A 25,550-nucleotide genomic window follows, 5' to 3' on the forward strand; every position below is an offset into this window, starting at 1 on the left:
CTCAACCCTTTACGCTGCCCGCCAGCATGCCGCGGATGTAGAACCGCTGCAGCGCCAGGAACAGGATCAGTACAGGCGCCACGGTGATCACGGCGCCCGCCATCATCAGCTCGACATCCTGCACATGTTCGCGCGACAGGGCCGCCAGCGCGACCGGCAGCGTATAGTTTGACTGGTCCGTCAGGATGATCAGCGGCCACAGGAAGTCGTTCCAGCTGCCAAGGAAGACGAACAGGCCCAGCGTCACCAGGATCGGCGTCAGGGTCGGCAGGACGATGCGGCGGAAGATCTGGCCTTCGGTCGCGCCGTCGACGCGCGCCGCCTCCAGCATCTCGTCCGGGATTGACAGGGCGTACTGGCGCACCAGGAACAGGCCGAAGATCGAGGCCAGCCACGGCACCAGGGCGCCGGCATAGGTGTTCACCAGCCCCATCGACTTCAGCATCAGGAACAGCGGCAGGGTGCCGATCTGTGCCGGAATCACGAGTGCGCCGATCAACAGCTGGAACAGCCGGTCGCGACCCTTGAACGTCAGCTTGGCGAAGGCGTAGCCGGCGGGGACGGTGAACAGGAGAGCCAGCCCGGTCGCCAGCGTCGCCAGGGCCAGGCTGTTCCACATGTAGCGACCCATGCCCTGGTTCACGAACAGGTCGCGATAGTGCTCCAGCGTCGGCCGGCTGGGCAGCAACGGTGGCGGGAAGACGGCGGCCTCCCCGGTCGCCATGAAGCTGACCGACAGCATCCACAGCAGCGGGAACAGCACGATCAGCCCGATCAGGGCCACGCCGATATTCAGCAGGAGGGTCCGCGGCTTCACGTGTGCTCTCCGCCGAGCCGCCGCGACACGGCCAGTTGCACCATGGTCACCGCGAAGATGCACAGGAACAGGATGAAGGCGACGGCCGAGGCGGATCCCAGGTTCCACCATTTGAAGCCCTCTTCGTACATGAAGTAGAGCACGGTCACGGTCGACTGCGCGGGGCCGCCCTGCGTCATAACATAGGGCTCGGCAAACAGCTGGAAGAAGCCCGCCACCGAGATGATCGACACCAGTAGCAGCGTCGGCGCAATGGCCGGCAGGGTGACGTTGGTGAACCGCGCCCACGGCCCGGCGCCGTCGATCCTCGCGGCCTCATAGAGGTCGTCCGGCACGGTCTGCAGCACCGCCAGGAAGATCAGCATGTTGTAGCCGAAGATCTTCCACACGACGAAGATCAGGATCGCCGGGATCGAGGTGTCGGGATTGCCCAGCCAGTCGAAGGCGGGCAGGCCCACGCTGGTCAGCATCCAGTTGATGACGCCGTAGCGGGTGTGCAGCAGGTAGTTCCACAGCACCGCTGTGGCCACGAGCGTGGTGACATAGGGGGCGAAGAACATGACCCGCCAGACCGGTCGCCACTTGATCGTGCGCGCGTTCAGGATCACCGCCGCTGCGAGCGACGCGACGATCGACAGGGGCACGCCCAGCACGCTGAACCAGACGGTGTTCTTCATCGCCTGCCAGAACAGCGGATTGGTCAGCAGCCGCTCGTAGTTCTGCAGACCGACGAACCGCATATTGCCGAGGTCGGCCAGCGCATAGATGTCGAAGTCGGTCAGGCTGAGCAGCAATGACGACACGACAGGAATGACGAAGAAGACCGCGATGGCGATCAGCGACGGGGCGACGAAGCCCCAGGCGGCGCGTTCCCGGCGAGAGATCATGCCGCCCGCCCCTGTTCGATCATCCAGCGGCGCTTTTCGAGCAGGCGGTCGGCGCGGCGGTCGATCTCGGCGCCGGCCTGCTGCACGGTGAACTCGCCGCGCACCATCCGTTCGGCGACGATCTGCATCTCGGTGACGATCCGCTCCCACTCGGGGACCTTGGGCACGGCTTTCGCGCGCGCCAGCTGGCCGTTGAAGGCGGCGACATAGGGGTCGGACGCCACCCGGGGCGCGGCCCAGGCGGAGCGGCGCGCGGGCAGATCGCCACTGATGACGTTGAACTCGGCCTGCACCGCCGGATCGGACAGATAGCGCACCAGCTTCCAGGCCGCCTCCTGATGCGGTGAGGATTTGAACACGGCCAGGGACGATCCGCCGGGCGCCGATGCGCCGGGGCCAGTCGGTCCGGGCACGCCGGCCGTGGTCCAGTGCGGCTGAACCTCTGGCGGCAATCGGGTCTTCATGTCCCCGATGGTCCAGGGGCCGGAGAAGTAGAAGGTGAAATACCCCTTGGCGAACTCGTTCCAGACGTTGGAGATCTGGGCCGCCGAGGCCAGGGGTGCGAGGCCTTCGTCGAACAGGCTCTTGTAGAAGGCGAGCGCCGCCTGGAACGACTCGCTGGAGAAGTTGCCGCGCGTGTCCTGATCCCGCAGCAATGGTTGATCGCCCTGCAGACCGAATGTCAGAAGCTGCTCGAACTCATTGACCGGCAACAGGATTGCGAAGTTTCCGTCGCCCGATACGCGCTTGACCGCGTGCATCGCCCGCTTCCACTCGGCCCAGTCGGTCGGCATGGCGTCGAAGCCCGCGCGCGTCAGAATATCGGTGCGCAGGAAGATCAACCGCGTGTCGACATACCAGGGCGTGGCCATGGCGTGCCCCGCAATGGCGTTGGTCTCAAGGACCGCCGGGAACTGATCGGTCAGTAGGTCCGCGGCGGCCGTTGGCGTCGGCGACAGGGCGCCGATCGCGGCCAGCTCCGCCACCCAGGTGTTGCCGATCTGGCTGACATCGGGAAGCGACGCGCCGGCATAGGCGGTCAGAAGTTTGGAATGGGCGGCGGTCCAGGGCTGGGGTTGGACGACGACCTTGATGCCCGGATTGGCCGCCTCGAACGCGGGCAGAATCCGGGGCACGTGCGTGCCCTCGTTACCCATCGCCCAGAAGGTCAGCCGGGTGATCCCGTCCTCGCGGCCGCATCCCGCAAGGGCGGCGCCCGCCCCGGCCATCAGTCCCAGCGCGGACCGGCGATGGATCATGCGTCCAGCCAGCCGCCGGTGAACCCGGCCCGTTGCAGGCCGCGCTTCAGGTTCGGCTCGCCGTGCATGTGGCGCCAGACCAGTTCGGACCGGCCGTTCTCGATCATGACCACGATCGGCCCCTGATCGATGCCCAGATAGTCGCCATTGACCCAGCCCAGGCCCGGCACGATGCGGCCGTGCTGCAGTGGCCCTTCCCGCTCGGTCAGGGTCGGATTGAACGAGTCGAGGAAGCCCCACTGGGTGTAGATGTCCCTGCCATAGCGGGCCTTCATCGTCTTCAGGGCGGAGGTCACCTCGGCCGGGGCGAACGGATAGCTGGCCATGGCCGCCGTGGGCGCAATCGTGCCGTCGTCCCGGTCGCCCGGGCCGCGCGCGGAGTAGCTGAAGAACTCCCGCTCCCTTGCGTCGATGATCTGCTTGAAATCGCCCGGCCCGTCGCAGGCCGTCAGGCCCCAGACATCGGCCGAATAACCGTCCCAGCCGCCAGGGTTATCGACGGCGTATTTGCGCTGGGCGTGGACGGCGCGGCGGCTGTTCTCGAAATAGTCGAGCGACTGGTTCGTCATCATCGACTGGCCCCGCATCCAGGCGTCGCGGATGTCGCGGAAGTCGATGAACATGTGGCTGTACTGGTGGCCGAAGATCGGCGCGAACTGCAGATGCCAGTCGCCCCAGCGGTCGGTCCAGCTCTGCTCATAGGCATGGACCCATTCGTCCCAGACCCCGGTCGGGACCGGATGGGTCGGACTGCCGATCGCCAGCAGCAGGACCAGCATGCCTTCGTTGTAGACGTTCCAGTCGTGCGGGATGTGGCCCGTCTCCGGATGCCAGCCCATCGAGATACGGTTGGGCCGCACCACGGCCCAGTCCCACTCGACCCGTTCGTAAAGGGTCTGGGCGATCTGGCGGATTTCGACCTCTTCCGCGTGGCGGCCGTCGAAGAACTGCGCCGCGAACAGCATGCCGCCGAGCAGCAGGGCGGTGTCGACGGTCGACAGTTCGGTCGTCCGGTACCGGTGACCCGTCGTCATATCGAGGAAGTGGTAGAAGAAGCCCTTGTAGCCGCCGATGCCCGTCGCTTCAGGGCCCTGCGGCAGGGCGGCGAAGAAGCGCAGCGTGATCAGGGTCCGCTCGCGCGCCTCGGCCCGCGTCATCCAGCCGCGTTCGACCCCCACCGGCCAGCAGGTCAGGGCGAAGCCCACGGCTGCGACGGAACAGAAGGACTCGGTCGGCCAGCGATCCGGCGTCAGGCCCGTCTCGCGGTCCGTGACATGGACGAACCAGTCGAAGGTCCGTCGCTGAAGCTCATCGACCTCGGGATCCACAGGGTTGACCCTGGACCCGCGTCGGGCGGCAGATTGGCCAAGGGCGGGCGATGCGGCGGCGGCGACCAGTCCGGCCAGGGTGGAACCCATCAGAAAGCTGCGACGATCCATGGGACCACCTCTTACTCGGAACTGTCGGGACGATCATGCCCCAATAAAAAGTTGGCCGCCCCCGCCGAAGCGAGGGCGGCCAGTCTCAGGAGAGGTTTCTAGAAGCGGTAACGCAGCCCAAGCTGGATCGTACGCGTGGGCAAGGCCTGCGAGGTCGGCGCGCCATACAGCGGATTGAAGTCCGCCAGCGGCGTGTTGTTGTTGAGCCTCAGGCTGGTGTTGTAACCGTTATAGTTCCGGAAATTGAAGACGTTGATGGCGTCCACCATCGCCTCGACCGTCTGCCCGCCGAAGATCGTGAACTCCCTGCTGAGGCGCAGATCGACCTGACGGGTGGCGAAGTTCAGGCCGGGCAGGAAGGCGCGGCGGTCGGGGTAGCCGGCGAACCAGTCCGGCTTGGCTCCGGCGCCCACGTTGTTGATCGTGAACGGGCGGCCCGACCCGAGGGTGATCACCGAAGACAGACGGAAGTCATAGGGCAGACGCAGGGTGCCCGACGCCACGACACGGTGCCGTTCAACGCCCGGCGTGTTGAAGAACGGGCTGGCGGCGATGTTCGGATAGTCGAAGTCGAAGGACGACAGGCCCTGGTCGCGGCTGCCGTTCTGTTCGCCGTCAGCGAGGGTGTAGGCGACGTTGAAGCCGTAGCCGCTGTCTTCGGTGTAGGGACGGTCGATCGTGACGTACATCGCCTTGTAGGTCCGCTCGCGACCGTGGTCCGAGTAGAAAACGCCGTCATTGAAAGCGAAGGGCTGGCCGGTCGCCGGGTCGGTGAACTGCGACGGACGGACCACGACGCTGTTCGCCGAGTTGACGTTGATCCGGTACCAGCCGAACTCGTTCTTGGTCTTGGCGTAGGAGAAGGTGACCGCCGTCTGGATGTCCCCGAACTTCTGGCGCAGGCCCAGATTGAACTGGTCGGTGTAGGGCACGGGAGCGTCGTTGCGGACCAGGAAGATCTCGCCACGCCCCTGGGTGCCGCCCAGCAGGGCGTCCAGACCCGCAGGCGTATTGTACTCCGGACGCCAGGCGATGGTGTCGGTGCGTCCGCCGAATGCCCCGCCGTTCGGCGAGAAGAAGATGTCGCGGCTGCGGTTGAAGGGCGAGAACCGCTCCGAGAAGGCGAAGTTGAAGCCGATCCGGTCGTAGTAGCGACCCGCACCGCCGAACAGGACGGACTGTTCATCGCCGAACAGGTCGTAGGAGAAGCCGATCCGCGGCTGGAAGGCTCCCTTGAACGCCTCCCGGTCGCCATCGGAGACATAGTTGTTGATGTCAACCGGCGAGACGAAGCCCGGCGTGGCCTGGAACGCGGCCAGGACGCGACGGATGGCCGTCGGCGTCACCCAGTCGTTGTTCACGGCATTGTCTTCGTAATCCCAGCGGAGACCCAGGTTCAGCTCCAGCCGGTCAGTGATCTGCCAGTCGTCCTGAATGTAGAGGCCCAGGGTGTTGTTGGAGACATCGGCCGGATCGGTCGGCAGGTTCAGACTGACCCGCGTCGGGATCGTGGTGCTGCCCAGGATGGTCCCGGTCACGTCGTAGGTGAACTGCGGGTTCCGGTTGAAGAACTTCTGCACGAAGTAGTCGTGCATGGCGTAGCGCACGCCCATCTTCACCGTGTGCGAGCCGTAAAACTCCAGGGCGTTGAACGTCAGGTCATTCTTGATCGTGACGACCGAGTCCTGGATGTTCTGGTTGTTGGTCCCGCCGCCGCCCGTGAAGATCTGGTCGCCCTGATTGTAGTCGAACTGGAAGCCCGGAATGGTCGTGCTGGCATCGCGATAGGCGATGAACCGGGTGCCGGGGGTGTCGAAGTTCAGGGCCTGCGGATTGTAGGTGTTCTCGCGGTAGTCGACAGCGAACTCGTTGAGGAAAGTGTCGCCCTGGAACTGGTGACGAAGGACGACCTTGCGATCTTCCACGTTCACCGCATTGGCACGCGAGAAGGCGCTGCCGCCGTTGCCGAAGTCCCGGATGTCCTGCTCGGTGCGATACGTGACCGACAGGTCGACGATCTGGCGTTCATCGATCTGCCAGGACAACTTGCCGAAATAGAGGTCCTGCTCGAACGGCGCTTCGAACACGCCGAGTTCGTTCTCGAACAGGGGTGTGTACTGCGTCTGGTTGAGGAAGACGGCGTTCGAACGCGTCTCGTCCTTGCGCTCATAGCTCAGCAGGAAATGCAGACGGTCCTGGATGATCGGGCCGGACAGATCGAAGCCGTATTCCATCCGGTCGAGTTGCGGCTTCGCCTGCCCCCGACGCTCCGAGAAGATGTCCTGCGAGCGCCAGTCGGAGTCCTGATAGGTGACGAAGGCTCCGCCGCGGAACTCATTGGTGCCCGAACGGGTCACTGCAGTGATGATGGCCGAGGAGGCCTGTTCGTATTCGGCCTTGAAGTTCTGGGTCAGAACCCGGAATTCCTGCACCGCGCCCTGGGGGAACGGGTTGCCGCGGCTGTCGTCCTGCCCCGCGAAGCCGCCGTCCAGAATATTGGATTTCTGGCTCTGACCATCGATGAAGACGTTGATCGCGTTCGCCGACTGGGCGCCAGCGTAAATCGTACGTTCGGCCGGATCCTGGCTGACGACGACGCCGGGGGCCAGGGCCGCGAAGTTGAGGAAGTTACGATCGACCTGGGGCAGGTTGTTGATCTGCTGCTGGCTGACGTTGGTGGCGACTTCCGAGGTACGAACCTCAAAGATGCGACGGCCGGTGACGACGATATCTCCCAGGTCCGTGCCCTCTCCGGCCTCGACGGTGGACGTCGCGTTTGCGACGTCCAGATCCAGAGTGGCGACCTGGCCAACGGAAAGAGTGACGGTGTCGGTCGCCGTCTGACCATCGCCGCTCGTGACGGTGATCTCGTAGGTCGCGGGGCGCAGACCGTTGATGACATAGGAGCCGGTGCTCGAAATCTGGCCGCGCGTCGTAAAGCCGCTGTCGACGTCGCGCAGCACGATCGAGCCACCCGCTTCGACGGCCGCGCCCTCGTACACAGTGCCTCGCAGCGTCGACGTGGTCGACTGCGCCGAGGCCGCTCCGGCCGTCAGCAGGGTCGCGACGGCCAGGGCCGAGGCGGCGCCCAGCGCACGGGTGCGCAGGGTCATGCGGGTCATTGGGTTTCTCCGTTGAGGGCGATGCTGGATGAGGCGCCGCCGCACGACTGGCGGACGACGAGTTGGGGTCGAATGGTTTCGCAGGCGGCGTCGGGCGTCGCCTGCGGGTCGTTGGAGGCCGCGATCAGGGCCACCAGCCGGTCCATGGCGCGGCGGCCCGTCTCGGCGATCTCGATACGCAAGGTGGTCAGGGCGGGTCGCATCAGGGCGGCGATCGGCACGTCGTCGAAGCCGACCACGGCGACGTCCTCGGGACAGCGGACGCCCGCGTCCTGCAGGGCCAGCAGGGCGCCGATGGCCATCATGTCGTTGGCGGCGAAGATGGCGTCAGGCCGCACGCCCTCGGCCAGCAGAACAGCCGTCGCGTCATGGCCGGAGGCCTGGGTGAACTGGCCGTCGACGACCGTCGGCTGCCGCCCGGCGGCCGTCATGGCCTGGACATAGCCGGCCTGACGCTCGCGCGCCTCCAGGTTTCCCGACGGGCCGCCGATGTGGACGATCCGCTCGCGGCCCTGGGCCAGCAGATGCTCGACCGCCGCGACCGCGCCGCCGACGTTGTCGACGACCATGGACGGCCGCCCGGCGTCGTTGGCCCCGCCGTTCATCAGCAGCACCGGCAGGCGGCCCGCCAGACTGTGCGCCAGATTGGCCGAATCGAGATGGGGCGACAGCACGATCAGCCCGTCGACCCGGCCGCGCATGGAGCGGATCGCGGCCGCCGCTTCCGAGGCGTCGTCGTGCGAACTGGACACGATCAGATGCAGGCCGTTGGCGCGCGCGGCCACGTCCATGCCCCGGATCAGCTCCGAGAAGAACTCGCCGAACAGATCCGGGAGGATCACGCCGACGGTGTCGGTCCGGCTGGTCGAAAGGCTGCGGGCGCCCGAATGGGGGACATAGGACAGGGCTTCGACGGCCTCGAGAACCTTCAGCCGCGTGGGCTCGGTCACAGCGCCCGCGCCCGTCAGAACCCGCGAAACCGAGGCCACGGAGACCCGGGCGCGTTCCGCCACATCACGGATCGTCGCCGGCTTCATGCCGCGCGTCCGATCGGCGCCCGGCCGTCTGAGCTGTGGGTCAAGATGCGATGCACGCGTGTGTCCTGAACGTCCCGATCGTACCGGCCTCCTTTTATCGAAGGTCCGTCGACAAAAATCTGTAATCGGTTACATCGCACACTGGTAATGCGCCCCGCAAGTGCCGTAGTTTGGACACACGACGGAATCCTGCCTGCGTGACCTCACTGCATCGCTTCTCGCCGCCCCGCCGACGCATTCGCTCCGACCACTGATGAAAGCCTTCTGATGACCGCCAACTACCAGTTTCCAGACGGTTTTCTGTGGGGCGCGGCGACGGCGGCCTATCAGATCGAGGGTTCGTCCATGGCCGACGGGGCGGGAGAATCCATCTGGGACCGCTTCTGCCACATCCCGGGCAATATGAAGGACGGCGATACGGGAGATGTGGCCTGCGACCACTACAATCGCTGGCGCGAGGACGTCGCGATCATGAAGCGGCTGGGTCTGACGGCCTACCGATTCTCGGTCAGCTGGAGCCGGGTCATGCCGGACGGCACAGGCCGGCTGAACGAGGCGGGGCTGAAGTTCTACGACGATCTGATCGACGCCCTGATCGAGGCCGGCATCGAGCCGCTGTGCACCCTCTACCACTGGGATCTTCCGGCGGCGCTCGATGACCGCGGCGGCTGGCTGAACCCCGACATCGCCGACTGGTTCGCTGACTACGGCCAGGTTCTGTTCGAACGGTTCAAGGGTCGGGTGAAGACCTGGGGCACCATCAACGAGCCTTGGGTCATCGTCGACGGCGGCTATCTGCACGGGGTCCTGGCCCCCGGCCACCGGTCCCACTACGAGGCCGTGATCGCCGGCCACAACGTCCTGCGCGCCCACGGCGCCGCTGTCCGCCGCTTCCGTGAGGTGGGCGAGGGCCGCATCGGCATCGTCCTCAACATCGAGCCCAAATACCCGGCGAGTGACAGGCCCGAGGACGAGGCCGCCCGCAAGCGCGCCGAGGCCCAGATGAACCGCTGGTTCCTGGATCCCCTGATGGGGCGCGGCTATCCGGCCGAGTTGAACGAGGTCTACGGCGACGCGATGCGCGACTTCCCGGCCGAGGACTTCGACCTGATCGCCACCCCGACCGACTGGATGGGGCTGAACTGGTACACCCGCGCCGTGCCCGAGAATGCGCCCGACGCCTGGCCCGTCCGCGCCCGGCCGGTGAAACAGGTCCAGCACGCCCACACCGAGACCGGCTGGGAGGTCTACCCCCCTGCCCTGACCGACACCCTGGTCTGGCTGCATGAGCAGACTGGCGGCCTGCCGCTGATGATCACCGAGAACGGCTCGGCCTGGTACGACCCGCCCCACGCCATCGACGGTCGCATCCACGATCCGATGCGGGTCGACTACCTGAGAAACCATCTGAAGGCGGCGCATGACGCCCTCGGCAAGGGCGTGAAGCTGGAGGGCTATATGGCCTGGTCGTTGCTCGACAATCTCGAATGGTCGCTCGGCTATTCGAAGCGGTTCGGCATCACCCACGTCAACTTCCTGACCCAGGAGCGGACGATCAAGGATTCGGGTCTGCTCTACGCCGAGGTCATCAGCACGAACGGGGCCTGCCTCTAGGGCCTGACCCGTCCGTAGAAGGTCTCGATCAGGTCCAGCCGCTCCGGGAACGGGACCTGCTTCGCGACCGGCCCGTCGTTGGTGAACTCCAGCAACCGGTCAGGCGCGGCGCCGAATTCCGGCCAGGCCGGACGGTCGCCGCCGTTCGGATCGCCCGTCTTGCCGAAGGTGGTCCAGTAATCGGCCATAGCGGTCGCCGCCCGGTCGTCCCGCTCGCCCATCGGCCGCCCCACGGTGTGGAGATTGTCGAACACGTAGGGTCGCTCCGACGCATGGGTCGCGCCGCCGCTCGGCTCCGGGTTCGACTCGGGCACGACATCGAACCGGTAGAGGAATGTGGGCTGTCCGGCCCGCGCGTGCAGTCGCGCCAGATGCCTCGCCGGTTCGTTGAAGATCAGGTCGCTGATGACATTGGCGTCGTAGCCCGCCTGGCCCGAATAGGCCGCGACCAGGGCGTCATACTCGGCGTCGGTCATCACGTCGTCGGTCCGGCCGTAGGCGCCGGCCTCCGTCGGCCGGATCCACCAGAACTCGGCGCTGTTGGTGCCGATGACCAGAGGCACGGGCGCCTGCCGCCCCGCCGCGAAGGCCTCGACCACATCCTCGGGCACGACCGTGCCGTCGACGACCAGGTTGTCGCTGTAGAAGGCCGGCATGGGCGACAGCAACCGCTCGGCGGGCAAGGCGCGAAGGTCGTCCGCCGTCGCATTCGGCAGCCCCGCCGACCGTGCGAAGGCCACGCCCAGAGACTGGGCCGAGGGTCGTGCCGGACGGTCGTCGTCCAGCAGGGCCGACCGTTGCCTCCCCAGACCCGACTGCATCACGGCGCGCTGGAACAGACCCCGCGCTCCCGGTGCGACCATCAACTGCGCCACGGCCGCCCCGCCCGCCGACTCGCCGAAGATCGTGACCTGTTGCGGATCGCCGCCGAAGGTCGCGATGTTGTCGCGGACCCATTCGAGGGCCGCGATCTGGTCCATCACGCCGTAGTTCCCGGCCGGCTCCTCGGGGCCGCGCTCGAACGCCAGCGCCGGATGATCGAAGAAGCCCAGCCGCCCGAGCCGGTAGTTGATCGTCACCACGATCACGCCGCGCCGCGCCAGATTCGTCCCGTCATAGAGCGGCGGCGTGCCCGACCCGTTGTTGTATCCGCCCCCGTGAATCCACACCATTACCGGCAGCGTTTCCGCCCGCGCCGACGGCCGCCAGACGTTCAGCGTCAGACAGTCCTCACTCGCCGGTCCCGGCCCCACGCCCGGATCGCCGTTGGCCGGCGCCTGGATGCAGATCGCCCCGACGCGGCTGGCATCTCGCTCCCCGGTCCACGCGCCCGGAGGCTGAGGCGGGCGCCAGCGCAGGTCCCGGACGGGCGCCGCGGCGAACGGAATCCCTTTGAAAGACTCGATGTCGTCGGCCTGCCGTCCGACCAGCAGTCCCTGCGCCACCTGGACTTGCGGATTGGCCGAGGGGACGGGCGACAGGGTCATCTGGGCGGCCAAGGCAAGACTTGCGAGGAACATGAGCCGATCCTAGCGGGACGTGCCCGTGAAACAAACTTCACTGTCGTCGGGAACCATTCTTTGCGTCGCGCGCTCGCCCGGATCGGGGGAGACGGCACGCGTGCAGGCACTTGAACAGGCGATCGACCTCGCGGCGGCGTTCGAGGCCTCCACGAACCCCTACATGCTGCTCACCCCGGACCTGCGCTACGCGGGAATGAACGCCGCCTATCTCGCCGCTGTGGGCATGCCGCGGGACAGGCTGATCGGGCAACCGATCTTCGACATCTTCACCGGAGGTGACGGCCCCGAGGCGGCCGAGAATGTCCGACAGCTTCGGGCCTCCTTCGAAAAGGTGCTCACGACGGGCGAGAGAGACCATCTGGCGCTGATCCACTTCGCCATACCGGTCACGCGCCCTGACGGGACGGTCAGCCATGAGGACCGTTACTGGAGCGCCAGCCACACGCCGCTGCACGACGCCGAAGGCCGGATCGTGCTGATCCTCCAGCACACGTCGGACATCACGGAACTGGAACTGCTGCGTCGCGCGCGCGACGACGCACCGACGGTCAGCGCCCTGGACATGATCCTCGGCGGCGGCGTCATGACCCGGGCCCATGCGGTCCAGGAGGACAATCGCCGCCTCGAAACCGAGCGAAACCGCCTGGTCGAGATGTTCATGCAGGCGCCCGGCTTCGTCGCCATCCTGTCCGGCCCCGACCACGTCTTTCAGATGCACAACGACGCCTATGCCCGCATCGTCGGTCGCAACGACATCGCTGGAAAGACGATCCACGACGCCCTTCCCGACCTCGCGGGGCAGGGCTTCTACGAACTTCTCGATTCCGTCTTCACGACAGGCGAGCCCTATGAAGGCAAGGGCGTCTCCGTCACATTCCGGCCCGCCGGCGCCGACCACGCACTGAGTCGCTACGTCGACTTCATCTATCAACCGGTCCGGAACAATGACGGCGCCGTCGTCGGCATCTTCGTCCAGGGTCATGACGTCACCGAGACCGTTCAGGCGGCCCAGCGCCAGAAGCTGATGATCGACGAACTGAATCACCGGGTGAAGAACACCCTGGCCACGATCCAGTCGATCGCCATGCAGACCGCCCGCTCGCACGAGGACCCCAAGACCTTCGCCGAGAGCTTCCAGGCCCGGCTGATGAGCCTGTCCCACACTCACGACCTTCTGACCCGCAGCCACTGGGAGGGCGCCGATCTGCGCGCCGTGCTGGAGCATGAGACCGCGGCCCATGGCCCGACCCGCATCGTCCTGAACGGACCCCCGCTGGCGCTCGGCCCTGCGGCGGCCCTGTCGCTGGGGATGATCTTCCACGAACTGGCGACCAACGCCGCCAAATACGGCGCCCTGTCGGCGCCGGATGGCCGGATCTTCGTCGACTGGACCGTGGCCAACCAGACCAGCCGGACGCTAGGCGTCGTCTGGCGCGAGATCGGCGGACCGCCGGTCGAAGCGCCGATCCGGCGCGGATTCGGCAGCCGGCTGATCGAACGGAATGTGCGTCACGATCTGGCGGGCGAGGCCAAACTCAGCTACCCAAGCGACGGATTTATAGCGGAATTCTCGATCCCGCTTGATAAGGATACGCAACAGCATGTCTGAAGGTTTGACGGGCCGCCGCATCCTCGTCGTCGAGGACGAGTCCCTGGTCGCCATGCTGCTCGAGACTATCCTCGAGGACATGGGCGCGATCCCGGTCGGCGCGACCGCCACCGTGGACGAAGCTCTGGTCGTCGTCGCCGACGATCCCCTGCTGGACGCCGCCCTGCTGGACGTGAATGTGGCGGGCAAGGAGGTCTTCCCCGTCGCCGAGGCGTTGAAGGCCAAGGGCATACCGTTCGTCTTCTCGACCGGCTACGGCGAGGGCGGCCTCCCCGACCACTGGCGCGGCCAGGCCACCATCCAGAAGCCCTTCACCGAGGATGCGGTGAAAGCGGCCCTGTTCAAGGCCCTGGGCGTCGCCCAGGTCTGAGATCCTTCAGGATCGCCCTGGCCGCATTGTGTCCCGGTGCGCCGGTCACTCCGCCGCCCGGATGGGCTCCTGATCCGCACAGGTAGAGGCCCGGCACCGGCATCCGGTGATCGGCATGCCCGAGCACCGGCCGGGCGCTGAACAACTGATCCAGCGTCAGCCGGCCGTGGAAGATGTCGCCGCCGACCAGACCGAACCGCCGCTCCAGATCACGCGGCCCCAGCGCCAGTCGTCCCAGCACCGACGCCTTGAAGCCGGGTGCGTGCGCGTCGACCGTCTCGATCATCAGGTCCGCCACCGTCTCGCGATGTTCGTCGCCCAGCGTCGGATCGACATGCTGGCAGAACAGGCTGGCCACGTGTTGTCCGGGTGGCGCGAGGCTGTCATCCAGGGTCGAGGGGATCAGCATCTCCACGATCGGCTTTGACGACCAGCCGTTCAGCCGCGCCTCCGCATGCGCCCGGTCCATGTAGCCGAGGCTCGGCGCGATGATGATGCCCGCCGTGTGGTGATCGCCCGGCTGCGGCAAGACCGTGAACCGCGGCAATTCCGACAGGGCCACGTTCATGCGGAAGGTCCCCGACCCCGACGCATAGCGGCTCATCCGTTCGGTGAAGTCTGCGGGTACGACCGCTGGATCGACCAGCCGGTCGAACAGCAGGCGAGGATGCAGGTTCGAGACGACGGCGCGGCCCCGCACCGTGTCGCCCGCCGTCGTCACCGCCCCGACCGCCCTGCCCTTCTCGGTAAGGACTTCCGCGACGTCGGCCTCAAGCCGGATGTCGACGCCCTGTTCGAGGCACGCAGCCGCCATCGCCTGGGTGATGGCCCCCATGCCGCCGACGGCGTGCCCCCAAACGCCCTTGCGCCCGTTTACCTCGCCGAAGACATGGTGCAGCAGGACGTAGGCGGACCCGGGCGTATAGGGAGACGCATAGTTGCCGACGATGCTGTCGAACCCGAACAGGGCCTTGATCGGGTCGCTCTCGAACCAGCCGTCCAGCCAGTCGCCCGCCGACTTCGCGAACAGGTCCAGCACATCGCGCCGCCCCGTCAGGTTCAGCCCGCCCAACCGTTTCGCCAGCGACGCTGACTTCAGCATCTCCGGCAGGGCCTCGAGCCAGCCGCCGGTCGGAAGATTGGGCGGGGTCTCCAGCACAAGAGCCCTCAGCACCGCCGCCACCGCCTCCAGCCGCGCCTCATAGTCCGGCAGCCGTTCCGCATCCCGTGCCGAGAACCTCGCCACCTGCCCCTGCGTCCGCCCTTCGCCGGCGGTGAAATAGTTCCCGTCCAGCGGCAGGAAGTTCGACATCTTCCGCTCGACGACCTTCAGCCCATGCCGGGCCAGGTCGAGATCGGCGATGACCTTGGGGTTCAGAAGGCTGACGGTGTAGCTGGCGGTCGAGTTGCGGAAGCCAGGATGGAACTCCTCCGTCACCGCCGCCCCGCCGACGACGCCGCGCCGCTCCAGAACCGTGACTTTCAGCCCCGCCCGCGCCAGATAGAAGGCGCAGACCAGCCCGTTGTGCCCCCCGCCCAGGATGACGACATCGGTCAGGGTTACGGCCATCAGATGCGGCCCCTCAGCGTCGCCCAGATCAATCGTAGACGCTTCACAGGTTCGGGCGTGTCGACCTTCAGCGCTGCGTGGACCACGGCGGGAAAGGCATTCGCAGGCAGGGATTTCAGCTCGCGATTGGCGTTTGCCCGCAACGCCTCCGCCTCGTCGCTACGCCCCACCTGGGTGAGCCCCCAGACACGGCCGGCCTCGATGACCGTCGCATCGTGCCCGGCGCCGACCAATATCTGCACGGCGACCTGCATCGGTCCCCGGTAGAAGGCGTCCAGATCGTGCGGCTCGCCATGGACCCGGTCGATATGGGCTTCAATCAGCTCGTCGAACGGCGCGCGATCCAGACTGCGGCGCGCGACCAGATCCGTCAGGGCCTCCAGCACCGGATGGCCCTTGCGCGCGGTCCCGGCGAATACCCCGTCCATCTGCTCGCGCCACCAGGCGTATCGCATCTCGGCCAGCAGGGGCTGGGTCACTCGCGTGGGGATGCCCATCAGCTCCGCCTCGAAAGCGTAGAGGGCGATCAGGTCTGCGCGCGCCCGGGCATCGCCGACGAACCGGCTCGACAGCCAGCGGTCGGGATCGGCCGCGCGGACCTGATCGTCGAGACTGGTGGCCGGCTCAGCCAAACAGGGTCTGGTACATCGCCATGGAGGTCAGCATCGGCAGGCTGAGCAACAGGTTGGTGCGGCTGGCCAGCATGGCGACGCGGGCGGCCCTAGCCTTCTTGTCGTCGTCAACGACCACAATGCCCAGCGCCCGCTTCTGGTTCGGCCAGATGATGCCCCAGACGTTCAGGAACATGACGATGGCCAGCCAGACGCCGACGCCCATCAGGGTGAAGCCCTGGTCGCCCTGGACCAGACCTCCGGCGAAGCCGAAGCTCATCACTTCCATCGAATAGGCGTGGCCCTTGAGGAGCATGACCGCGAGGCCCGCCAGAACGGTGAACAGAGCCGCCCAGCGGAACCAGAACAGGGCCTCCGGCGCGATATATTTCGACACTGCCGGCTTCAGCTCGCCCGGGATGGTCGGCATGACGCGGATCTGGACGAAGTTGAAATAGTACAGCAGCCCGATCCACAGGATGCCGAAGCCGACGTGGAACCAGCGGGCCACCGCCTGCCAGAACTGGATCGCGTCCACCTCCGCGATACGGAAGAAGGCGAAGATCATCACAGCCGCCAGCACGAAGCTGAGGATCAGTGTGTTCCTGAAATTCGAAAGCAGATTGGCCATGTGTTCGCCCCTCCCCAGGGAATCGTGAAGGGGCGAACTCTAGCTGACTACGGGCGAGACGCCATGCCCAGCTTGACCGGTTTGGCGTCCTCGGCGATCTCGCCGCGCTTCACGCCCCACAGCAGGATGATCGGCGCCCCGACGTAGATCGAGGAGTAGGTGCCGACGATAATCCCGAACATCAGGGCGATCGAGAAGCCGAACAGGGCCTCCCCGCCGAAGAAGGCCAGGGCCGCAAGCACCATGACGGCGGTGATGCCGGTGATGATGGTTCGCGACAGGGTCTCGTTCAGCGACAATTCGATCACCTCGCGCAGCGGCATGGTCTTGTACTTGCGCAGGTTCTCGCGGAGACGGTCGAACACCACGACCGTATCGTTCATCGAATAGCCGATGACCGTCAGGATGGCCGCGACCATGTTCAGGCTGAACTCCAGCTTGAACAGCACGATCAGACCGAAGGTCAGGATCACGTCGTGCAGCAGGCCGGCCACGGCGCCAAAGCCGAACTGCGGCTCGAACCGGAACCAGATGTAGGCGAACATGAGCACGATGGCCGAACCCAGGGCCAGCAAACCGGAGGTGAACAGCTCCCCGGAGACCTTTGAGCCGACGACGCTGACGCCGGAATAGGTGACTTCGCCGACCGCGCCGGTGATGGCGCTTTCGACCTGGTTCACAACCGCGGTCTGGTCCTGGCCTTCCGGAATCTGGAAACGAAGCACGGCGGTCGAGCCGTCTTCGATGTTCGTGTCGCGTCGGGCGATGCCCTGCACCCCGACGTCGCCCAGTCCCAGCTCGCCGACCGAACTGCGCACAGCCTCCAGGTCGATGGTCTGACCGGCAGGCTTGGCGACCTCCATCGAGGCGCCGCCCCGGAAGTCGATGCCCATGTTCAGCCCGGGATAGAAACAGGCGACGATGGACGCCACGCACAGCACGACCGACAGCGCGGCCGCAAGGCGCGCGTATTTGACGAAGTGGAAGTTCGTCTTCTGCGGCAGGACCTTGATAAGGGGCCACCAGGTCATCGGGCGGACTCCGCGATCGGAAGGGATTTGGGTTTGGCGATTTTCAGCCAGTAGGCGAGCAGGATCTGCGCCACCAGCACCGACGAGAAGACCGAGGTGAACACGCCGATGGTCAGGGTCCAGGCGAAGCCGCGCACCGGGCCTGCGCCGAAGATGAACATGATCATCGCCGCCACAAGGGTCGTCAGGTTGGCGTCGATGATGGTGCCCATGGCCTTGTTGAATCCGGCGTCCATCGAAGCGATCACGGACCGTCCGGCCCGCGCCTCGTCACGCATCCGCTCGAAGATCAGCACGTTGGCGTCCACGGCCACCGCGAAGGTCAGGATCAGACCCGCGATACCGGGCAGAGTCAGCGTCGCCTGGGTCAGGGACATGGCCGCGACGATCAGGATGCCGTTCAGGATCAGCCCCAGCACCGAGATGCCGCCGAACAGGAAGCCGTAGGCCAGCAGCATGAACAGCACGATGATGACGAAGCCGATGATCGTCGACAGGGCGCCGGCCTTGACGGCGTCGGCGCCGAGTTCAGCGGTCACGGTCCGGCGTTCCTCGACCGTCAGCGGGGCCGGAAGGGCGCCGCCGTTCAGCAGGTTCACCAGTTCAGACGCCTCCTGGATCGAGAAGCTGCCGGTGATCTGACCCGTACCGCCGGTGATCGGGCTGATGATCGTCGGGGCCGAGATGACCTTGCCGTCCAGGATGATAGCGAAGGGTTTGCCGATATTGGCGGCGGTTGCTTCGCCGAAGCGGCGCGCGCCCTGGCCGTCGAATCGGAAGTCGATGGCGGGACGGCCCGACTGGTCGGCGCCGACGCCGGCGCGGGTCAGGTTCTCGCCCGAGACCAGAATCCGCTTCTTGACCAGATAGGGCGTGATCCCGTCCGGACCCAGCAGCAGTTGAGCGTCCGGCGGCACGCGGCCGGCGACCGCGTCCTGAACCGAGTTCTCGCTGTCGACCATCTGGAAGGTCAGCTGTGCCGTCTGGCCGATGACGCGTTCCAGGGCGGCGGGATCGCTCTCGCCGGGAGCCTGGACGACGATGCGTTCGGCGCCCTGACGGGTGATGGAGGGTTCGCGGGTGCCCAGGCTGTCGATGCGGCGGCGCACGACCTCGATGGACTGGTCCACCGCCGTCGCGCCCATCGAATCCAGCGTCGCCTCGGTGAAAGCCAGACGAACGCGGTCGGGGCCGACACGCTGGACCTGGCGTTCCGCAACTCCGCTGGCGTTCGTCGGACCGACCAGGGCCTGCAGCGCCGTATAGGCCGCGTCCTGGCGGGTCGGGTCGGCCAGGGTGATGGTCGCGCCGCCCGCTTCACGCGAGATCTGGTTGGTGGCGATGCCGCCTTCGCGCAGGGCGACGCGGACGTCCTCGATCAGGTTGTCGATGCGCTTGGTGCGCATCGCCTCCACATCGACTTCCAGCAGCAGATAGGAACCGCCCTGAAGGTCGAGGCCCAGGTTCAGGGCGTTCTTGGGAAGCCAGCCCGGCAGCGCCGCGCGTTGCGACGGGCTGAGGGCGTTGGGGAAGGCCAGAAGCACGCCGAAGACGAGCGACAGGACGACGAGGATGACTTTCCAGCGCGACAGCTGAATCATGGACGGTGGTTCCGGTTCAGCGAGCCGAGGCTCAGGCCTTGGCGTCGTTCGCGGCAATGGCGGTGCGGTTGCGCACCTCGGCGATCATGCTCTTGACCACCGCGACATTGACGCTGGGGGCGATCTCGACATTGACCTCGGTCTCCGCGACGCGGGTCACCTTGCCGATCATGCCCGACGACAGGACGACGGTGTCGCCACGCTTCACGGCCGCGATCAGGGCCGCATGTTCCTTGGCGCGCTTTTGCTGCGGACGGATCAGCAGGAAGTAGAACAGGACGAAGATCGCGACGAACGGCAGGAACTGCACGATCATGGCCATCAGGCCGCCTTCACCAGTGGGCTGCATTTGGTCGTTCCCCGGGGGATGAGGCAGCCGCTTCCGGGCGCCCGTTTAAAACAAGGCGCGGAACCTAGGGCCGAGGCCCCGTGATTGCAACGCGGCGTGATGGTTCGACGTCGCTACCGTGGCAAAACGGTCAACGGATCGATGGCGGTCGGCTGATCGGCCTGCATCCGCCGGGTCTCGAAATGCATCGACGGCCGCCCGTCGCCGGCGGTCAGGCCGACGGTGCCGATTTGCTGGCCCGCCCGCACGTCGTCGCCGTCATCGACCGTGGCCGAGCCCAAATGGCTGTAGCTCGTGCGCCAGCCATCCCGGTGCGTGATGATGACGGTGAGCCCCAACTCCACGACGTCACCGACATAGGCAACTCGACCTCCGGCGGCCGCGACCACCGGGGCGCCTGCCGCAGCTCCGATGTTGATGCCGTTGTTGCGTTCGCCCATGCCGACGGGGCCAAACCGACGGAGGATGTCACCGCGCACCGGCCACTGGAACACGGCGGGTCCCGGGGGGGCTACGCCCGTTGATCCGGTCGAAGCGGGTTGTCGCGCGGGCAGCGGCGCGGCCGGATTGCCGGACGGCGGCGGAGGCGGCGGGGGAATCACCCCGTTCTCGGGCACCATGACGCCCACGGGCGCGGGACCGGTCGCATAGGGATCCGGGCCGGTGTCCAGTGCGCTGTCGGGCAGGATGATCGACTGGCCCACGGTGATCGCGCCGCGCGGCCCCAGGCCGTTCAGGTCGATCAGGATCTGCACCGGCGTCTGGAAACGCCGCCCGACGCCCGAAATCGTGTCGCCCGGCTGGATGACATAGGCCGCGCCCGCATTGACGCTCATCGGCGCGCTGGGCGTCACATAGGAGGGCGAGGTCGCGGGCGGGGGCGGGTTGTAGGCCGGTGGCGGCGGATAGTTGTTCGAAGGCATAGACGAAGGCGGCGGCAGGGCTCCGCCCTCGATCCGCTCCGTCGGCGCGGTCATTGGCGGCGGCGCCTCATAGACCGGCGGCTGGGGCTGGGGTTGAGCCCCATAAGGATCGGCCGGGCGCACGCCGGGCGCGCCATAGCCGTCCATCGGCCGGGTCGAATAGCGCGGAGCCTCCGGATAGCTGGCGCAGGCCGTGGCCGCCATTCCCGCGAAGGCGATCGCCGCCGCCCTGACCCAGTTTGAAAGACGCATCCGCCGCTCCCCGTTCACCTTGTTCGACATGCCCCGCCGAAGCTCATAAGCCAACCCGCCAAAGCGCGCGAAAGTGGGGCGGAGAGGTTAACGGGGCTCCGGCTATCCCTCCTTGGCCGTCCCCTCGACCAGGGGCACGAACCGCACCTCGCACAGGCTCTCGCGGCGGAAGCTCCCGTCCTCCTGCCCCGTATAGCGATGCAGCATCTGCACGGACGTCCGCCCGACCGGCGCGACCAGCACCCCGCCGGGCTTCAGCTGTTTCAGCAGTTCGGTCGGTTCGTTCGGAGAGGCCGCCGTCACCATGATCCGGTCGAACGGCGCCTGTTCCGGCCAGCCCAGCCCGCCGTCGGAGTGGCGGGTGATGACGTTGTCGATCTCCAGCCGCCGCAGCTTGGCCTCGGCCTCGACCATCAGGCTGCGATAGCGTTCGACCGAATAGACATAGCGCGCCAGCCGCGACAGCACCGCGCACTGGTAGCCGCTGCCCGTGCCGATCTCGAGCACCCGGTGGCGCGGCTCAACCTCCAACGCCTGGGTCATCAGGCCGACGATGTAGGGCTGGGAAATCGTCTGGGCGCAGTCGATAGGCAGGGCCTGATCCTCCCACGCCTGATCGAGGAATTTCTCGTGCACGAACACGGCGCGGTCGATCGATTCCATCGCCGCCAGCACCCGGGGATCCGTGACCCCCTGCTGCCGCAGCGACAGGATCAGCCGCCCCGCCCTGTCGTCCTTCAGGTTCATTCGGCGACCAGCGCCTTCGGCGGCGCCCCGCCCAGCACGCCCTTCAGGTCGTGGACGCTGGCCCTGTGCGTCAGGTCGATATGCAGGGGCGTGACCGAGATCTTGCCGTCGTCCATGGCGCGCAGGTCGGTGCCCGGCGCATGGTCCTGTTTCGACCCGCGGAAGCTCATCCAGTAGTAGTCGCGCCCGCGCAGGTCGGTGCGTTTGACCGCATGCATCTCTCCAGCCTGCCGGAAGCCCTGCACCGTCACCTCGACCTCCTTCACTTCCTCCGGCGGTCGCGCCGGGAAGTTCAGGTTCATCACCACCCCGTCCTGCCAGGTCTCGGCGAGCAGGCGGCTGATGATCGGCGGGGCATAGGCCTCGGCCGTCTCCCAGTGGGCGTTGACCTCGTCGTGGAACCGCTCCAGCGACTGCGACAGGGCGATCGAGCGAATGCCGAACGCCATCCCCTGCAGGGCGCCCGCGACCGTGCCGGAATAGGAGCAGTCCTCCCCGACATTGTGCCCGCGATTGACGCCCGACAGCACCAGATCCGGCCTGGCGTCCATCAGGTCGTTGACGGCCAGAACGACGCAGTCGGTCGGCGTGCCGGTGACCGAGAACCGCTTGTCAGAAAACCGGTTGACCCGCAGCGGCTCGGTCAGGGTGATCCCCCTCCCCTTGCCCGACTGTTCCTCATGCGGCGCGACGATCCAGACGTCATCCGACAGGGTGCGCGCGATCCGCTCCAGACAGGCCAGGCCCTCGGCCTCGATGCCGTCGTCGTTGGTCAGCAGGATGCGCATTTTATCTTTCGTCATTCCGGGCGAAGCGCAGCGGAGACCCGGAACCCAGCGGCGCCGAAGCGAAGCGAAGGCGAAATGTCTCAGCGAGCGCGTGCGCGACAGTTTCGCGCTCTTGCGCGCCGCTGGGTTCCGGGTCTGCGGCGCTGCGCGCCTGCGCCCGGAATGACGAAAACGGGGCTGATCCGCAAGGGCGACAACCTACTGGATGACGGCGATGTCCGTGCCCAGGATCACGAAGGCGCCGTCGCACTCGTTGCGCAGGACCGATCCCTCGTAATCATAGCGGTCGCCCGGCAGGTCGCCGGACCATGCCATCGTCGTCCCGGTAACGCGCACCTTCTGGCGGCCGATGGTCGCGGCCGACATCCGTTGCAGGTCGCGCGGCAGGGCGCCCGAGACGCAGGGGCGGCGCGTGCCCGCGACATAGCGGTTCTGGCTCTCGACCAGCTGGAATTCCTCACCCGAGAAATTGATCCAGCCTTCGAAGGTGGTCGGGGTCGGGGCCGGCTGGACCTCGGCCGCAACAGGGGCGGCCAGCGACAGGGCCAGGGCCGCAAGGATCATTTTCATCAGGGACTCCCTTTGTTTCCGCTCATCCCCGCGAACGCGGGGACCCAGTTCTGTAGGCGATCAACGCGGCAGAATTCGCACCGTCGCCCGATCCATGCACCGTGACCCGCAAAATCACTGGGTCCCCGCCTTTGCGGGAATGAGCGGACAGGAAAACTCACCCGACGTGGGTCGCCCCGCCCATATAGGGCAGCAGGGCCGCCGGCACGGCGATCTTCCCGCTCTCGTCCTGATAGTTCTCCATGATCGCGACCAGGGTCCGCCCGACGGCCAGGCCCGAGCCGTTCAGGGTGTGGACGAACTCCGGCTTGCCCTCCTTGCGCTTGAACCGCGCGTCCATGCGCCGGGCCTGGAAGTCCCCGCAGTTCGAGACCGAGCTGATCTCGCGATAGGTCCCCTGCGACGGCAGCCAGACCTCGAGGTCGAAGGTCTTCCGCGCCGAGAACCCCATGTCGCCCTTGCACAGCAGCATCCGGCGATAGGGCAGTTCCAGCTTCTGGAGGACCGCTTCGGCGCAGGTCGTCATCCGCTCGTGTTCGGCGTCGGACTGGTCCGGCGTGGTGATGGAGACCAGCTCGACCTTGTGGAACTGGTGCTGGCGGATCAGCCCGCGCGTATCCCGCCCCGCCGACCCTGCCTCGGCCCGGAAACAGGGCGTCAGGGCCGTCAGCCGCAGCGGCAGTTCCTCCTCCGGCGTGATCTGCTCGCGCACGAGGTTGGTCAGGGAGACTTCGGCGGTCGGGATGAGCCAGTGGCGGCGAGCCAGCGCTTCATAGGAAGGCACGCCAAGAAGCGTTTCGCCGCCCTCGTTGATGATCTTCGTCAGCGTCGGCGCATAAACTCCGCTGGACGCTTGCGAAAAGTCCCACGTGTCAAAATCAATGAAGCTCGAAGCGAAGAACAGGTCGTTCTGGAACTTCGGCAGTTGCCCCGTCCCGAACATCGCCTCGTCGCGCACCAGATAGGGCGGATTAACCTCCAGATAGCCGTGCTCGGTGGTCTGCACGTCGAGCATGAACTGGCCGACGGCGCGTTCCAGCCGCGCCAGCCCGCCCTTGAGCACGGCGAACCGCGCGCCCGACATCCGCGCCGCCGCCTCGAAGTCCAGCAGGCCCATGGCCTCGCCGAGGTCGGCGTGATCCTTGGCCGGTCCGCCGGCGCGCGGCCTGCCCCAACGCGAGGTCTCGACATTGCCCGCCTCGTCCTCACCGTCCGGCACGTCGTCGGCTGCGAGGTTCTTCTGCGCCGCCAGCAGGTCGCGCAGGGCCTTGCCCTTCGCCGCCTCGACCTCGCCGTGGCCGGCGATGTCGCCCTTCAGCGTCTCCACCTCGGCCTTCAGCCGGTCGGCCTCCTCCATGTCCTTACGGCCCATGGCGGCGCCGATCAGCTTGGACGCCGCATTGCGCTTCGCCAGCGCCTCCTGCCCCGCCGTCTGGGCGGCGCGCAGTTCGGTGTCGAGGCTCAGGATCTCGTCGACCAGCGCCTGGGCATCCTCCACGCCGCGCGACGACCAGCCGGCGACGAAGTGGCCGGGGTTGTCTCGAAGGGCTCGGATATCGTGCATGGCGCGGTCTTTTGGGCAGGCTTCAAGGGAGCGGATGCTCTAGCGGGCGTCGCCGCATGGGGCAAACGCCCCCGCCTACCCGACGTCCATCACCAGACAGGTCGAGGTCGCCGTCGCATACAATTTGCCGTCGACGCCCTTCAGATCCGCCTCCGCGAAGCCGGCCCGCCGCCCGATCTGCACGATCCGTCCCTCGGCCTTGACCGACACGCCCTCGGTCAGGGCGCGGTGGAAAACGGTCTTGATCTCCAGCGTCGTATAGGCCTGCCCCGGCTTCAGCATCGAATGCACGGCACAGGCGCAGGCCGAGTCCAGCAGGGTCGCCATCCAGCCGCCGTGCACCGTGCCGATAGGATTGTAGACCGCCCGCGTCGGCGTGCCCTCGAACACCACCCGCCCTTCCTCGACCTCGGTCAACCGATAGTCGAGCGTCCGCGCGATCGGCGCGGTGTTGCGGTCCGCCAGGAAGCTGAGCCGCAACTGTTCGACACCCGACAGGTGGCTGAGAGATCGGAGATCGGTCATGCGAAAGGTCCCGGGGAGAGGTCAGTTCACAATAAGGACTGTCTCGCGCTCAACGCAAGCACGCTGGAATTGAAAAGGGGCGCGCCGTCGCCGGCGCGCCCCTCATCGACTTGGAAGAGTGGGGTCTTACAGGCCCGGCAGCTTGAAGCCGCTCGACCGGCGCGGCGCGATCACGATCGTGCTCGTCGTGCCGGTCAGCGCCTGCAGGCGAGCGTTTTCACTGGCGGCGTCGATGGTCACAGCGCCCCGGGCCGTCTGCGACTGGGTCGGGGCCTGGGTGGCCGAGTCGTCGCGACGCCAGAACAGGATGCGGTTGGCGAAGCTTTCTTCCTTGTGCGCCAGATCGCCGAACTCATCGTCGACGACATAGCGGGCCAGGGGGTCGGCGCGGTCGGCGCCGGCGGCGGCGACCAGGGCCTGTTCGCCCGGGGTGCGGGTCACGGCCTGACGTTGACCCAGCAGGATCTGGCGGGCGGCGCTTTCCGGAGCAAGCTCCTGCGGGCGCGGCTGGCCCGGCGCGGGCGGACGCAGTCCGTATTCGGGCGGCACGGTCAGCGGGGCCGAGGCCACGGTCAGGAACTCGTCGGGCACGACCTTGGTCAGGCCGATGGACTGGCGCAGGCCCCCACAGGCGGTCAGGGCGACGGCCGAGACGGCGATGGCGGAAACAGTCAGGATACGGGCGGTTCGCATGGGTCGGTTCGGCTCCGG

The 25,550-nt window shown here is 66.8% G+C and carries 23 protein-coding genes; 3 read left to right on the top strand and 20 right to left on the bottom strand.

The features are described from left to right. Position 1: 1 nt before the first annotated feature. From ACW17Y_RS09595 to ACW17Y_RS09620, 6 genes are all read right to left on the bottom strand, one after another. Entirely contained in the window at positions 2–817 is an 816-nt protein-coding gene (locus ACW17Y_RS09595; protein WP_492035490.1) for a carbohydrate ABC transporter permease, read from the bottom strand. Next, positions 814–1,704 carry a carbohydrate ABC transporter permease gene (locus ACW17Y_RS09600; RefSeq protein ID WP_492035491.1) on the bottom strand — a complete coding sequence of 297 codons (891 nt, stop codon included), beginning with the start codon at positions 1,702–1,704 and terminating at the stop codon, positions 814–816. The genes ACW17Y_RS09595 and ACW17Y_RS09600 overlap by 4 nt, the downstream gene beginning before the upstream one ends. Next, on the bottom strand, positions 1,701–2,963 hold the full coding sequence (locus ACW17Y_RS09605; RefSeq protein ID WP_492035492.1) for an extracellular solute-binding protein: 1,263 nt from the start codon (positions 2,961–2,963) through the stop codon (positions 1,701–1,703). The genes ACW17Y_RS09600 and ACW17Y_RS09605 overlap by 4 nt, the downstream gene beginning before the upstream one ends. After that, complete coding sequence (locus tag ACW17Y_RS09610) at positions 2,960–4,402, bottom strand: glucoamylase family protein (protein ID WP_492035493.1); 1,443 nt, start codon at positions 4,400–4,402, stop codon at positions 2,960–2,962. The genes ACW17Y_RS09605 and ACW17Y_RS09610 overlap by 4 nt, the downstream gene beginning before the upstream one ends. A 98-nt stretch (positions 4,403–4,500) precedes the next feature. Next, positions 4,501–7,524 (bottom strand): TonB-dependent receptor, encoded by a 3,024-nt coding sequence (locus ACW17Y_RS09615; RefSeq protein ID WP_492035494.1) that lies wholly within the window; start codon positions 7,522–7,524, stop codon positions 4,501–4,503. Further along, positions 7,521–8,561: a LacI family DNA-binding transcriptional regulator gene (locus ACW17Y_RS09620; RefSeq protein ID WP_492035495.1), complete on the bottom strand. Its 1,041-nt coding sequence runs from the start codon at positions 8,559–8,561 to the stop codon at positions 7,521–7,523. Before ACW17Y_RS09620 ends, ACW17Y_RS09615 begins: the two co-directional genes overlap by 4 nt. Before the next feature lie 267 nt (positions 8,562–8,828). Between ACW17Y_RS09620 and ACW17Y_RS09625 the strand changes: the two genes are divergently transcribed. Then, positions 8,829–10,175: a GH1 family beta-glucosidase gene (locus ACW17Y_RS09625; RefSeq protein WP_492035496.1), complete on the top strand. Its 1,347-nt coding sequence runs from the start codon at positions 8,829–8,831 to the stop codon at positions 10,173–10,175. Here ACW17Y_RS09625 and ACW17Y_RS09630 read toward each other — a convergent pair. Further along, positions 10,172–11,695 (bottom strand): carboxylesterase/lipase family protein, encoded by a 1,524-nt coding sequence (locus ACW17Y_RS09630; protein WP_492035497.1) that lies wholly within the window; start codon positions 11,693–11,695, stop codon positions 10,172–10,174. The two genes, ACW17Y_RS09625 and ACW17Y_RS09630, sit on opposite strands and share 4 nt — an antisense overlap. A gap of 100 nt (positions 11,696–11,795) precedes the next feature. Between ACW17Y_RS09630 and ACW17Y_RS09635 the strand changes: the two genes are divergently transcribed. Together ACW17Y_RS09635 and ACW17Y_RS09640 are read left to right on the top strand one after the other, a co-directional pair. Continuing rightward, positions 11,796–13,307 carry an HWE histidine kinase domain-containing protein gene (locus ACW17Y_RS09635; protein WP_492035498.1) on the top strand — a complete coding sequence of 504 codons (1,512 nt, stop codon included), beginning with the start codon at positions 11,796–11,798 and terminating at the stop codon, positions 13,305–13,307. Beyond that, entirely contained in the window at positions 13,300–13,677 is a 378-nt protein-coding gene (locus ACW17Y_RS09640; RefSeq protein WP_492035499.1) for a response regulator, read from the top strand. Before ACW17Y_RS09635 ends, ACW17Y_RS09640 begins: the two co-directional genes overlap by 8 nt. On the opposite strand, the gene ACW17Y_RS09645 is transcribed toward ACW17Y_RS09640, so the two are convergent. From ACW17Y_RS09645 to ACW17Y_RS09705, 13 genes are all read right to left on the bottom strand, one after another. Further along, positions 13,649–15,247 carry a phytoene desaturase family protein gene (locus tag ACW17Y_RS09645; protein ID WP_492035500.1) on the bottom strand — a complete coding sequence of 533 codons (1,599 nt, stop codon included), beginning with the start codon at positions 15,245–15,247 and terminating at the stop codon, positions 13,649–13,651. The genes ACW17Y_RS09640 and ACW17Y_RS09645 overlap by 29 nt on opposite strands. Then, positions 15,247–15,879 carry a squalene/phytoene synthase family protein gene (locus ACW17Y_RS09650; RefSeq protein WP_492035501.1) on the bottom strand — a complete coding sequence of 211 codons (633 nt, stop codon included), beginning with the start codon at positions 15,877–15,879 and terminating at the stop codon, positions 15,247–15,249. Before ACW17Y_RS09650 ends, ACW17Y_RS09645 begins: the two co-directional genes overlap by 1 nt. After that, positions 15,872–16,489, bottom strand: a complete 618-nt coding sequence (locus ACW17Y_RS09655) for a hypothetical protein (protein WP_492035502.1) — start codon at positions 16,487–16,489, stop codon at positions 15,872–15,874. Before ACW17Y_RS09655 ends, ACW17Y_RS09650 begins: the two co-directional genes overlap by 8 nt. A 47-nt stretch (positions 16,490–16,536) precedes the next feature. Continuing rightward, entirely contained in the window at positions 16,537–17,520 is a 984-nt protein-coding gene (gene secF / locus ACW17Y_RS09660; RefSeq protein ID WP_492035503.1) for a protein translocase subunit SecF, read from the bottom strand. Continuing rightward, positions 17,517–19,121, bottom strand: a complete 1,605-nt coding sequence (gene secD / locus ACW17Y_RS09665; protein WP_492035504.1) for a protein translocase subunit SecD — start codon at positions 19,119–19,121, stop codon at positions 17,517–17,519. The genes secF and secD overlap by 4 nt, the downstream gene beginning before the upstream one ends. A gap of 31 nt (positions 19,122–19,152) precedes the next feature. Continuing rightward, a complete protein-coding gene (gene yajC / locus ACW17Y_RS09670) occupies positions 19,153–19,470 on the bottom strand; it encodes a preprotein translocase subunit YajC (RefSeq protein WP_492035505.1) in 318 nt (105 codons plus the stop codon). A gap of 113 nt (positions 19,471–19,583) precedes the next feature. Then, entirely contained in the window at positions 19,584–20,645 is a 1,062-nt protein-coding gene (locus ACW17Y_RS09675) for a peptidoglycan DD-metalloendopeptidase family protein (RefSeq protein ID WP_492035506.1), read from the bottom strand. 102 nt (positions 20,646–20,747) lie between these two features. Beyond that, positions 20,748–21,392, bottom strand: a complete 645-nt coding sequence (locus ACW17Y_RS09680; RefSeq protein WP_492035507.1) for a protein-L-isoaspartate(D-aspartate) O-methyltransferase — start codon at positions 21,390–21,392, stop codon at positions 20,748–20,750. After that, positions 21,389–22,180, bottom strand: a complete 792-nt coding sequence (gene surE / locus ACW17Y_RS09685; RefSeq protein ID WP_492035508.1) for a 5'/3'-nucleotidase SurE — start codon at positions 22,178–22,180, stop codon at positions 21,389–21,391. Before surE ends, ACW17Y_RS09680 begins: the two co-directional genes overlap by 4 nt. A gap of 198 nt (positions 22,181–22,378) precedes the next feature. Then, positions 22,379–22,750, bottom strand: coding sequence for a hypothetical protein (locus ACW17Y_RS09690; RefSeq protein WP_492035509.1), 372 nt, complete (start codon positions 22,748–22,750; stop codon positions 22,379–22,381). Between the two features lie 157 nt (positions 22,751–22,907). Then, positions 22,908–24,314 (bottom strand): serine--tRNA ligase, encoded by a 1,407-nt coding sequence (gene serS / locus ACW17Y_RS09695; RefSeq protein ID WP_492035510.1) that lies wholly within the window; start codon positions 24,312–24,314, stop codon positions 22,908–22,910. 75 nt (positions 24,315–24,389) lie between these two features. Next, positions 24,390–24,839: a PaaI family thioesterase gene (locus ACW17Y_RS09700; protein WP_492035511.1), complete on the bottom strand. Its 450-nt coding sequence runs from the start codon at positions 24,837–24,839 to the stop codon at positions 24,390–24,392. Positions 24,840–24,965: 126 nt separating this feature from the next. Continuing rightward, positions 24,966–25,532: a DUF3035 domain-containing protein gene (locus ACW17Y_RS09705; protein ID WP_492035512.1), complete on the bottom strand. Its 567-nt coding sequence runs from the start codon at positions 25,530–25,532 to the stop codon at positions 24,966–24,968. Between the last annotated feature and the right edge of the window lie 18 nt (positions 25,533–25,550).

It is taken from the genome of Brevundimonas sp. AVps7 (genome assembly GCF_058681545.1).